General features: G+C 68.6%; 13 protein-coding genes. 7 read left to right on the top strand and 6 right to left on the bottom strand.

What is annotated here, in order from left to right; translation table 11 throughout:
* Positions 1-97 precede the first annotated feature (97 nt).
* The 6 genes from J2851_RS16595 to J2851_RS16570 all read right to left on the bottom strand — a co-directional run bounded on the left by J2851_RS16595 (position 98) and on the right by J2851_RS16570 (position 4,664).
* Complete coding sequence (locus tag J2851_RS16595) at positions 98-1,996, bottom strand: potassium transporter Kup (protein ID WP_209767492.1); 1,899 nt, start codon at positions 1,994-1,996, stop codon at positions 98-100.
* A 197-nt stretch (positions 1,997-2,193) separates the two neighbouring features.
* Positions 2,194-2,955 (bottom strand): flagellar type III secretion system pore protein FliP, encoded by a 762-nt coding sequence (fliP, locus tag J2851_RS16590; RefSeq protein WP_209767491.1) that lies wholly within the window; start codon positions 2,953-2,955, stop codon positions 2,194-2,196.
* Positions 2,952-3,281: a FliO/MopB family protein gene (locus J2851_RS16585; RefSeq protein ID WP_209767490.1), complete on the bottom strand. Its 330-nt coding sequence runs from the start codon at positions 3,279-3,281 to the stop codon at positions 2,952-2,954. The genes fliP and J2851_RS16585 overlap by 4 nt, the downstream gene beginning before the upstream one ends.
* A 3-nt stretch (positions 3,282-3,284) precedes the next feature.
* Positions 3,285-3,650, bottom strand: coding sequence for a hypothetical protein (locus J2851_RS16580; protein WP_209767489.1), 366 nt, complete (start codon positions 3,648-3,650; stop codon positions 3,285-3,287).
* Positions 3,647-3,991 carry an EscU/YscU/HrcU family type III secretion system export apparatus switch protein gene (locus J2851_RS16575; RefSeq protein WP_209767488.1) on the bottom strand — a complete coding sequence of 115 codons (345 nt, stop codon included), beginning with the start codon at positions 3,989-3,991 and terminating at the stop codon, positions 3,647-3,649. Before J2851_RS16575 ends, J2851_RS16580 begins: the two co-directional genes overlap by 4 nt.
* A gap of 106 nt (positions 3,992-4,097) precedes the next feature.
* The gene (locus J2851_RS16570; RefSeq protein WP_209767487.1) at positions 4,098-4,664 is read right to left on the bottom strand and encodes a copper chaperone PCu(A)C; all 567 of its coding nucleotides are present in this window, start codon (positions 4,662-4,664) and stop codon (positions 4,098-4,100) included.
* Positions 4,665-4,858: 194 nt separating this feature from the next.
* Between J2851_RS16570 and flgB the strand changes: the two genes are divergently transcribed.
* The 7 genes from flgB to J2851_RS16535 all read left to right on the top strand — a co-directional run bounded on the left by flgB (position 4,859) and on the right by J2851_RS16535 (position 11,075).
* Positions 4,859-5,263 (top strand): flagellar basal body rod protein FlgB, encoded by a 405-nt coding sequence (gene flgB / locus J2851_RS16565; RefSeq protein WP_209767486.1) that lies wholly within the window; start codon positions 4,859-4,861, stop codon positions 5,261-5,263.
* Positions 5,264-5,301: 38 nt separating this feature from the next.
* On the top strand, positions 5,302-5,712 hold the full coding sequence (gene flgC / locus J2851_RS16560; RefSeq protein ID WP_209767485.1) for a flagellar basal body rod protein FlgC: 411 nt from the start codon (positions 5,302-5,304) through the stop codon (positions 5,710-5,712).
* A 38-nt stretch (positions 5,713-5,750) separates the two neighbouring features.
* Positions 5,751-6,050, top strand: a complete 300-nt coding sequence (gene fliE, locus J2851_RS16555; protein WP_209767484.1) for a flagellar hook-basal body complex protein FliE — start codon at positions 5,751-5,753, stop codon at positions 6,048-6,050.
* 177 nt (positions 6,051-6,227) lie between these two features.
* Positions 6,228-6,566 carry a flagellar biosynthetic protein FliQ gene (locus J2851_RS16550; RefSeq protein ID WP_209767483.1) on the top strand — a complete coding sequence of 113 codons (339 nt, stop codon included), beginning with the start codon at positions 6,228-6,230 and terminating at the stop codon, positions 6,564-6,566.
* Positions 6,563-7,333 carry a flagellar biosynthetic protein FliR gene (gene fliR, locus J2851_RS16545; RefSeq protein WP_209767482.1) on the top strand — a complete coding sequence of 257 codons (771 nt, stop codon included), beginning with the start codon at positions 6,563-6,565 and terminating at the stop codon, positions 7,331-7,333. Before J2851_RS16550 ends, fliR begins: the two co-directional genes overlap by 4 nt.
* Before the next feature lie 16 nt (positions 7,334-7,349).
* Entirely contained in the window at positions 7,350-8,426 is a 1,077-nt protein-coding gene (gene flhB / locus J2851_RS16540; RefSeq protein ID WP_209767481.1) for a flagellar biosynthesis protein FlhB, read from the top strand.
* Positions 8,427-8,522: 96 nt separating this feature from the next.
* Positions 8,523-11,075 (top strand): PAS domain S-box protein, encoded by a 2,553-nt coding sequence (locus J2851_RS16535; RefSeq protein WP_307420449.1) that lies wholly within the window; start codon positions 8,523-8,525, stop codon positions 11,073-11,075.
* Positions 11,076-11,079: the final 4 nt, after the last annotated feature.

The raw sequence follows: 11,079 nt of genomic DNA, 5'->3' as shown, positions 1-11,079 counted from the left end.
TCCGTAGGTTGGGTGGAGCGCAGCGCAACCCAACAGCCACCACCATGGAAGCTGTGTTGGGTTGCGCTGACGCTCCACCCAACCTACGGCTCCAGACCTACAGCTGCACCTGGGTGCCCAGTTCCACCACGCGGTTGGGCGGGATCTTGAAGAAGTCCGTGGCGCTGACCGCGGTGCGGGACATCACGACGAACAGCTTCTCGCGCCACAGCGCCATGTGCGGGTTGATGCGCGGGATCAGCGTCTCGCGGCCCAGGAAGAAGGAGGTCGTCATCACGTCGAACTCCAGCCCGAAGGCCTTGCACAGCCGCAGCGCCTTGGGGATGTTCGGCTCCTGCGAGAAGCCGTAGCGCACGGTCAGGCGGTAGAAGCCCTCGGCCAAGCCTTCCAGCAGCACGCGGTCCTTGGCGGGCACGCGCGGCACGTCCTCCACCACCACGGTCAGGAAGACGATCCGCTCGTGCATCACCTGGTTGTGCTTCAGGTTGTGCAGCAGGGCCATCGGCACGGTGTCGGCGCCCGACGTCATGAAGACCGCGGTGCCCTTCACCCGCTGAATCTCGCCCGACTTCGCGTGGCGCTTGATGAAGCTGTCCAGCGGCAGCGATTCCTCGGCCAGCCGGTGCGCCAGCACGGCGCGGCCGCGGCGCCATGTCGACATCAATCCCAGGGCGGCGGCGGCGATGGCCAGGGGCACCCAGCCTCCGTGCGGGATCTTCACCGCGTTGGCGGCGAACAGCGACAGCTCCACGCTCAGGAACAGCGCCCCCAGCGTGATGCAGACCGGAACGCTCCAGCCCCAACGGCGATGGGCCACGACGAGGGCCAGGACGGTGGTGATGCACATGTCGCCGGTCACGGCGATGCCGTAGGCGGTGGCCAGCCGGCTGGAGGAGCCGAACCACACCACCAGGCCGATGATCGCGATCAGCAGGCCCCAGTTGGCGCGCGGAATGTAGATCTGGCCGCCTTCCTCGCTGGAGGTGTGGCGGATGTCCAGCCGTGGGCAGAGCCCCAGCTGCACCGCCTGCCGCGTCAGCGAGAACACGCCGGAGATCACCGCCTGGCTGGCGATGACGGCGGCGCAGGTGGACAGCAGGATCATGGGGTACAGGCCCCACTCCGGCACCAGCAGATAGAACGGGCTGCGCACGGCCTCCGGATCGCTCAGCAGCAGCGCGCATTGGCCGAGGTAGTTCAGCAGCAGCGACGGCAGCACGACCGTCAGCCACGCGACCTTGATCGGGTGGCGGCCGAAATGGCCCATGTCGGCGTACAGGGCCTCGCCACCGGTCACCGCCAGCACGACCGCGCCCAGCACCAGGAAGCCGACCCAGCCGTTGTTCTGGAAGAAGGCCACCCCGTAGGCCGGGTTGAGCGCCATCAGCACCCGCGGTTGCTGGACCAGCTCGATCAGGCCCAGGATGCCCAGCGTGACGAACCACACGACCATGATCGGGCCGAACAGCTTGCCGACCTTGTCGGTGCCGCGGCTCTGGATCGCGAACAGGGCGATCAGGATGCAGACGGTCACCGGCACCACGATGGATTCCAGCGCCGGCTCCGCGACCTCCAGCCCCTCCACGGCGCCCAGCACGGACACAGCCGGCGTGATCATGCCGTCGCCGTAGAACAGGGCAGCGCCGAACAGGCCCATGGCCATCAGGCCGGACAGGCGTCCGCTGGCGTCCGGGCGGCTGCTGGTGGCCAGCGCCAGCAGCGCCAGGATGCCGCCTTCGCCCTTGTTGTCCGCCCGCATGACGAACAGCACGTACTTCACGGTCACGATGATCACCAGCGCCCAGAACACCAGGGACATGATGCCCATGATGTTCTCCGGGGTGAGCGCCAGCCCGTGGTCGGGCGAGAAGCATTCGCGCAGCGTGTACAGCGGGCTGGTGCCGATGTCGCCATAGACGACGCCCAAGGCGCCGAGCGTGAGCGCGGCCAGCTTGCCCGTGTCGGGAGCGGCGGCTTTCAGGGGTGTTTCTGACATGGGAGGAAGGGGGCGAGGTCCGTTGGGGGTCCGATTCTGGACGAAGAAGCCTCAAGCAAAGCGCGTGATGCCGGGCGGCGGCGTGCGACCGGCCGAACCGTCATACGCGCTTCCGGGGGCCAATTCTAGCGCAAGCTGCGCCGCCCGTCCCGGGGCCGTTTCACCTGCGACGATGTGCGCTTCCCCCTGTATGCGGGCTACAGGGTGCCGAAGCTGCGCGCCAGCGACCCCGCGATCAGGTACCAGCCGTCGACCAGCACGAAGAAGATGATCTTGAAGGGAATCGCCACCATGGTCGGCGGCAGCATCATCATGCCCATGGACATCAGGATCGACGACACGACCATGTCGATGATCAGGAAGGGCAGGAACAGCAGGAACCCGATCTCGAAGGCGCGCTTGATCTCCGAGATCATGAAGGCCGGCACCAGCACCTGCAGCGGCGTCTGGCTCTCCTCCTGGACGTTCTCGATCCGCGCCATGTCCATGAACAGGCGCAGGTCCTTCTCGCCGGTGTGCTTCAGCATGAACTCGCGCAAGGGGGCGGCGGTCCGGCGGAACGCCTCCATCTCGTCGATGTCCTGGTTGATCAGCGGCTGGATGCCCTGGGTGTAGCAGCGCTCGAACACCGGGGCCATGACGAAGAAGGTCAGGAACATCGCCAGCGACATCATCACCGTGTTCGGCGGCACCTGCTGCACACCCAGCGCGGAGCGCAGGAAGGACAGCACGATGACGATGCGCGTGAAGGCGGTCATCATGATCAGGATCGACGGCGCCAGCGACAGCACCGTGATCAGCGCGATCATCTGGACGATGCGGCCGGTCGCGGTGCCGCCGGCGTCGCCCAGGTCGAAGGTCATGCTCTGGGCCAGGGCCGGGCCGGCCGCCAGGGCGCCGACGACGCCGACGGCCAGGGCCAGCGCGCCGGCGAGCGCGAGACGCTTGGGCCCGCTCATGGCCGGGGCTCCGTCGACTGGGCCGGTCCCGCGGCCTCGACCAGGGCGCCGCGGAAGCCGCCTCCCGGCCTGATGCCTCCATCCACCACCGTGTCGCCGAAGGCGCTCAGCAGCAGCAGATGCTCCTGGTCGTCGCGGCGCACCAGCACCAGCCGGCGCTTGCCGTCCAGCGGCAGCACCTCGACGACGCCCAGCCGGCGCTGGCGCGACGGGGTGGACACCAGCCCGCCGAACCCGACGCGGCGCATCACCCAGGCCACCACCATGATCAGCGCGATGACGAACAGCAGGGCGACGATGAAACGGATGTACTGATCGAGGTCCATGGGTCAGGACGGCTTCTTGTCGGATGTGGGCGCGGGGGAGGGCGGCGCGGCGGTGCGGCCATAGGCGGAGGCGGCGCGTTGGCGGGCGCTGTGCGGGTCCGGCCGGCCCTCGGCGGCGGCGGCCATCGTCTCGCGCTGGCGGGCCAGCGTCCCGGCCAGCGCGTCGAGCGCCGCGACCAGCGCCTGGAACTCCGCGCGCAGCGGCTCGGCCAGCGCGCCGCCGCGGTGGTCCTCGGCGGCGGCGCACAGCTCGGATACCCGCGACTCGAGCCCGGCCAGATCGATGGGCGCGCCGGCCTCCGCCTGGGCGCGCGCCTCGTCCAGGGCCGCGGAGACGGCGGCAATGTCGTGGAGGAGGGCAGGGGTCATGGCGCGGCCCCGACCGGTGCCTTCGCGCCGTCGTCCGATTCAGTGGACGGCGGCAGGGTGCCGTTGGCGCGGTAGACGTAGGCGAGGATCTCGGCCACCGCGGCGATCGCCTCGATGGGGATTTCGCTGTCGATGTCCACCGCCGACAGGACTTGCACGAGGTCGGCGTCCTCGCGCACCTTCACGCCGTTGGCGAAGGCCAGTTCCAGGATCTGGTCCGCGACATGGCCTTTCCCGGTGGCGACGATTCGCGGCAGGGACTGCGCGCCCGGCTCATACTTCAGCGCCACCGCAACGGGGCGGCGCGGGGGAGGGCGGTGGTTGGAGGACGGCGCGGACAAGGGATTCCTGCCGAATGGCCTAAGTCGTTGCGCGCATCCTGGAGGAACATGCTTAACGAAGCGTGAAGCCGTCTCGGTCGTTCCCCTGGGCCGTTCCCCCGGCCGGTCACTGGCCCTGCTGCTGCATCTGCTTCATGTGCTGCTGGTGCATGGCCTCGTGCTCCGGGCTGTTGTGGTCCATGGCGCCATGCTGCATGGGCTCGTGAGTCATGGCGGCGCCCTCCGGGCCCATGGCGGCGGCGCCCAGCACCGGCACCTCGACGGTCACCGGCGGGGCCTTGGCGAAGGTCAGGGTCACCGGGAAACGGCTGCCCTGGGTCAGCGGCTGCTTCAGGCCGAGCAGCATGACGTGCAGCCCGCCGGGGCGGAGCGTCACCGGCTCGCCGGGCGCCACCGCGATGGCGTCCACCGGCCGCATCTTCATGACGCCGTTGTCCATCTGGTGGGTGTGCAGTTCCGCCTTCTCCGCGATCGGGGTCTGGGCGGCGACGATGCGGTCGGGCTCCGTCCCGCCGTTGGTCACCACCATGAAGGCGCCGCCGTTGCGCGCCGACGGCGCGGCGGCCCGCGCCCAGGGGGCGGTCACCGACACGCCCCCGTCGGCGAGCGCCGGTGCGGCGGCGCAGGCCAGGGACAGGGCAAGGAAGGCGGCGAGGCGGGCGGGCTTGGTCATGGTGTATGTCTTCCGGGGCGTGGGTCTTCCGGGGTGCGTGCTGCGGCCGCAGATTAGCACGTTGAACCAGCCCGTCCAGGGCGAGTCCGGCCCTACGCATTCATCCTTCATTAACTTAAACAGCCGATGATCACCCTGACTTGGTGCATCCGGGCCATCGCAACCGCGCGGGGCCTGCAATCCGGAACAGGGCCATGGACCTCGGCAATCTCGGCCTCTTCAAGCTGATGTCGCGCAAGATGGACTGGCTGACCCAGCGCCAGCAGGTGCTGTCCCAGAACATCGCGAACGCGGACACGCCGGACTACAAGGGCATGGACCTGAAGCCCTTCACCTTCCGGGACGCGCTGTCCGACGGCCGCCGGCTGGAGACGACGGCGACCAACCCCATGCACCTGGCGGGCACCCGCGGTCCCGGCGGCCTGAACAAGGAGCAGCGGGTCCGCAACCCGTACGAGACGAAGCCGGACGGCAACAACGTCGTTCTTGAAGAGCAGATGATGAAGGTCGGGCAGACCGGCATGGACTACCAGACCATCACGAACCTCTACAAGAAGCAGGTCAACATGATCAAATCGGCGATCCGCGGCGGCGGCTGACGGCGCAACGGGACGGTTCGGGCTGAGGGAGGCGGGGCATGGACCTCTACAAATCGATGGCGGTGTCCGCGGCCGGCATGAAGGCCCAGGGGACGCGCCTGAAGGTCATCGCGGAGAACCTGGCCAACGCCAACACCACGGCAGAAACGCCGGGCGACCTGCCGTACCGGCGCAAGGTCGTCACTTTCCAGAACGCGCTCGACCGCCAGATGGGCGTGGACACGGTCCGCGTGGCGAAGATCGACGTGGACAAGAAGGACTTCGAGCGGCGCTACGACCCCTCGCACCCCTCGGCCGACGCCGACGGCTACGTCCTGATGCCGAACGTGAACACCGTCATCGAGGCGATGGACATGCGCGAGGCGCAGCGCACCTATGAGGCGAACCTGAGCGCCATCGACAGCGCCCGCCAGATGCTGTCGCGCACCATTGATATTCTCCGCGGCTGACGCCGCCGGTTCTGGTTTAGAGGAAGGAAGCCCGTCCCATGGTCAACCCCATCAACGCCGCGGCGGCCTACGCCAACACGGCCGCACGGACCAACGGTCCGGGCCTCGCCCCGCGCGACGGCGCCAGCTTCGGCGACGTGCTGGAGCAGACGGCCAAGGACGCCATCGGCACCATGAAGAACAGCGAGAAGATGTCCGCCATGGCGGCCGTCGGGCAGGCCGACCTGACCGACGTGGTCCAGGCCGTGACCAACGCCGAGATCACGCTGCAGACCGTCACCACCGTGCGCGACAAGGTGCTGAACGCCTACCAGGAAATCCTGCGCATGCCGATCTGACGGCTTGATGCGTTGCCTTTTCTCTCCCCAAAAGCCCCTCTCCCCTTGTGGGAGAGGGGTTGGGGTGAGGGGTAAACGCCGACTTCGCTTACGTTTCCGGCCTTCGGCCGCCCCCTCATCCCAACCCTTCTCCCACGGGGGGAGAAGGGCTTTTTGGAACCACACCGCTGCGCCGCCATGAACGAGACCGATGTCATCGAGCTGTGCCGCACCTCCATCGTCACGCTGGTGATCGTGGCGGGGCCGATCCTCGTCATCATGATGGGGGTGGGCACGGTCATCTCGGTCTTCCAGGCGGTGACGCAGATCAACGAGCAGACGCTGGCCATGGTGCCGAAGGTGCTGCTGGTCTTCGGCCTATCGATCCTGCTGGCGCCCTTCATGATGGGCGAGCTGCGCGCCTTCTTCGAGCATGAGATCGCCGACCGCATTGTCGCGATCGGCACGGGCGGCACCGGGGTGCCCAACGCGGGCAACCTGCCCGGCGGCGGCCTATCCGGCAGCGGCGGCGGATGAGCCTGCTCCAACAGTTCCTGGGGGCGCAGCTGTTCGTCTGGCTGCTGGTGTTCGCGCGCGTCGGAACGGCCTTCAGCGTGATGCCGACCATCGGCGACGCCTTCGTCTCCACCCGCACGCGCCTCCTCTTCTCGCTGGCCGTCAGCGCGCTGGTCGCCCCGGTGCTGCGCGACCGCATGCCGGGGATGCCGGGGGACGTCTTCCGCCTGCTGGTGCTGATGGTGGGGGAGATGGCGGTGGGCATCTTCCTCGGGACCGTGGCGCGGCTTCTGATGGGCGCGCTGGAGGTGGCGGGCACCATCATCGCCTTGCAGACCGGCCTGTCCAACGCGCAGATGTTCAACCCGGCCATGGCCACCCAGGGCTCGCTGCCGGGCGCGCTGATGGGCTGGCTGGGCCTGCTGCTGCTGTTCATCACCGACCTTCACCACCTGCTGATCATGGCGGTGGTTGACAGCTACGCCACCTTCCAGCCGGGCGGGGCCATCCCCATCGACGACATGGCCAACGTCGTCGGGCAGCTGGTGTCGAAGAGCTTCCTGCTCGGCGTGCAGATGTCGGCGCCCTTTCTCATCACCGGCATGCTGTTCGCGTTGGCGCTCGGCCTGCTGAACAAGCTGGCGCCGCAGATCCAGGTCTTCTTCCTGTTCACCTCCGTCCAGGTGGCGATCGGCCTGTTCATGTTCGCCCTGACGCTGGCGGCGATGATGATGTTCTGGCTGACCCACTTCGAATCGACCTTCGTCGATTTCCTGAGACCGACCTGACCGCGGGGAAACGCCGGTGTCCGAAGACGCGGATGACGCTTCCAAAACGGAAGACCCGACACAGAAGAAGCTCGACAAGGCCCACGAGGAAGGCCAGTGGCCGATGTCGCCGGAGGTCGCGAACTGGCTGCTGGTCGCCACCATGCTCGTCCTGCTGACGTCGTTCCTGCCGAAGACGCTGAAGGGGATGGTGCCGCGCCTGTCCTACTATTTCGAGAACGTCGACCAGTTCCCCATGGACCAAGCCTCCGTGGGGCTTCTGCTGCTCCGCGTCCTGAAGGACGCGCTGTGGGCGCTGTGGCTGCCCATCCTGCTACTGGGCATCGCCGGCATCGCCGCCACCATCGCCCAGAAGGGCTTCCACGTCTCCTGGGGCCTGGTCTCGCCCAAGTTCAGCAAGCTGAACCCGCTGCCCGGCCTGATGAACATGTTCAGCGCCCAGAAGGGCGTCGAGCTTCTGAAGAGCATGGCGAAGCTCGCGGTGGTCGGCGGCGTGGCCTACATGGCCCTCCAGCCGATGATGAGCAGCATCGAGCATTTCATCGGCATCGACATGATGCTGCTTCTGCGCGAGATGGACAGCCTCGCCTTCCGCCTGATCGTGGGCGTGCTGTCGGTCCTGACCGTGCTCGCCGCCGCCGACGTCTTCTGGCAGCGCTTCAGCTACAACAAGAAGATGCGCATGACCAAGCAGGAGGTGAAGGACGAGCACAAGAACGCCGAAGGCGACCCCCAGGTCAAGGGCCGCATCCGCCAGATCCGCATGGAGCGCGCCCGCAAGCGCATGATGGCCGCGGTCCCCACCGCGGACGTGGTGGTCACCAACCCGACCCACTTCGCCGTCGCGCTGAAATACGACTCCTCGTCCATGTCCGCGCCGATGGTCGTGGCCAAGGGCGCCGACGCCGTCGCCTTCCGGATCCGCGAAATCGCCAAGGAGAATGACGTTCCGGTGATGGAGAACCCCCCGCTCGCCCGTGCGCTCTATGCCGCATGCGATATCGACGAGGAGGTTCCGTCCGAGCACTATCGCGCCGTGGCGGAAGTCATTACCTATGTTTTCAAGCTGAAAGGGCGTTCGGTCCGGAACTGACGGCGGCCGGCGGCCTTTCAAAACGGCGGGGGACCGCACCGGATCGATCCGGCCGCGCTTTCCCCGTCTGTGGCGAACGGCAGACCCGGAGCTTTGGTGGACGACGCATCCTCTTCCTTCCTCGACGGCACCCGCGTCGAAAGCCCCGCCGAATGGGCGGGCCATACGCCGGAACGGTCCGGCGGGGTGCTTGCGACGGCCGCGCTGGCGGTTCTCATCCTTGCCGGCCTCGCCGCCATGGGCGCCGGGCTGGTGCTCGACCAGGATCCGGTCGGCTGGGTGGGCGTGGTGCTCGCGGTGCTGGGCATCGCCGGGCTCGTCCTGCGGCTCGGCCGCGCGCGGCAGCGGCTGTCCCACGTCGGCTCCCTCCTGGGCGGCGCGCTGGAAGGCGTGCCGGCCGGCCAGTTCGTCTGCGACGGCAACGGGCGCGCGGTCTTCGTGAACGCCGCCTTCCGCCGCCTGACCGGCTGGACCGAGGACGAATCGCCGATCCACGCGCTGGCGCGCCAGTTCGCCGCCGACGCGGACAGCGCGGGGGAGTTCCGGCGCCTGCTCGACCGCGTGCGCGGCGGGGCGGCCGGAACGGTGGAGCTTCCAGTCCCGACGGAGGGGCAGGGGGTGGAGTGGCGGCGCGTCCAGGCGCAGCCGATCGACGGCCATCCCGGCGCCATCCTCTGGCGCGTGGAGGACATCACCGCTCGGCGCGAGCTGGAGCAGGTGATGCAGCGCGAGCAGACGAAGCTCGCCGACTTCATGGACAACGCGCCGATCGGCTTCTTCTCGGTGGACCAGGACGGCCATTTCCTGTTCGTCAACGCGACCCTGGCGAAGTGGCTGGGCTGCACGCCGGGCGATCTCGTCGATGGCGGTGTCGGGGGCGCGCGCCGACTGCACGAGGTGCTGGCGAACCCGCCCGCCAACTCCGCCCCCTTCGACCTGTTGGAGGGCGGCGGGCTGGAGCAGCGCGGCGACGTCGCCATGCGCGGGCTGAACGGGCGGCGCTTCCAGGCCTCGGTCGCGCAGACGGTGGTGGTGGGGGACGACGGGCGCACGGTGCACACCCGCTCCGTCGTGCGCGACCTGACGCCGGAGCGCGAGTGGCAGGAGGCCCTGCGCCTGTCCGAACAGCGCTTCCAGCGCTTCTTCGAGGACGCGCCCATCGGCATCGCCCGCGTCGACGACGGCGGGCGTCTGGCGGAGTGCAACCAGGCCTTCCTGGCGCTGATCGGCACCGACGCCGGCAGCGTCATCGGCCGGCCCATCACCGACCTGTTCGTGCCGGCGGAGCGCGCGCCGGTGGCGGAGCGGCTGTCGGCCGTGCAGGGCGGCGCCGACCCGGCGACCCCGCTGGAGGTGCGCCTGTCCGGCGGGCGCGACCTCGTGGCCCAGCTCTACGCGCGGCGGCTCGACAGCCTGGCCGGCGGTGTGGGCGGTGACGGCGGCGCCGACCTCATGCTCCACTTCATCGACATGACGGAGCGCAAGGGGCTGGAGGCGCAGTTCGCCCAGTCGCAGAAGATGCAGGCGGTGGGCCAGCTGGCCGGCGGCGTGGCGCACGACTTCAACAACCTGCTGACCGCGATGATCGGCTTCTGCGACCTGCTTCTGCTGCGGCACAAGCCGGGCGACCAGTCCTTCAGCGACATCATGCAGATCAAGCAGAACGCCAACCGCGCCGCCAACCTTGTGCGGCAGCTGCTGGCCTTCTCGCGCCAGCAGACGCTCCAGCCGCGCATCCTCAGCGTCACCGACGTGCTGGCGGAACTGGCGAACCTGATGCGCCGCCTGATCGGCGAGAACATCGAGCTGAAGATGCTGCACGGCCGCGACATCGGCTTCGTGAAGGTGGACCAGAACCAGCTGGAGCAGGTGATCATCAACCTCGTGGTCAACGCGCGCGACGCCATGGCCGGCGGCGGGCGGCTGACCATCGTCACCTCCAACCACACGGTCGACCAACCGCTGCGCCGGGAGCACGAGACGATCCCGGCCGGCGACTACGTCTCCATCGAGGTCATCGACACCGGCTGCGGCATCCCCAAGGAGAACCTCCAGCGCATTTTCGAGCCCTTCTTCTCGACCAAGGAGGTCGGGTCGGGCACCGGGCTGGGGCTGTCCACCGTCTACGGCATCGTGCGGCAGACCGGCGGCTTCGTGCTGGTGGAGTCGGTGGTGGGCGAGGGGACGACCTTCACCATCCTGCTGCCGCGCCACCAGGGCGAGGCCAAGCGCCCCGACCAGGGCGAACCGCGGGAGCGCCGCGGCAGCGACCTGACCGGCTCCGGCACCATCCTGCTGGTGGAGGACGAGGACGCGGTGCGCGTCTTCTCCGCCCGCGCGCTGCGCAACAAGGGCTATCAGGTGCTGGAGGCCAAGAACGGCGAGGCGGCGCTTCAGCAGATCGGGGCGGACGGCACCGGCATCGACCTGCTGATCACCGACGTGGTGATGCCGCAGATGGACGGCCCGACGCTGGCCCGCCACGTGCGGCAGAAGCGCGCGGACATGCGCGTGATCTTCATCTCCGGCTACGCCGAGGACCGCCTGGGCGACATCGACGGCGTCGAGGTCGCCCACTTCCTGCCCAAACCCTTCTCCCTGAAGCAGCTGGCCTCCAAGGTGAAGGAGGTCATGCGGGAGGGGAAGTGACCGC

This window comes from Azospirillum rugosum (assembly GCF_017876155.1).
GTDB lineage: Bacteria > Pseudomonadota > Alphaproteobacteria > Azospirillales > Azospirillaceae > Azospirillum > Azospirillum rugosum.
Note: the sequence above shows the minus strand (reverse complement) of the source record. Positions and strands in the feature narration are given on the sequence as shown.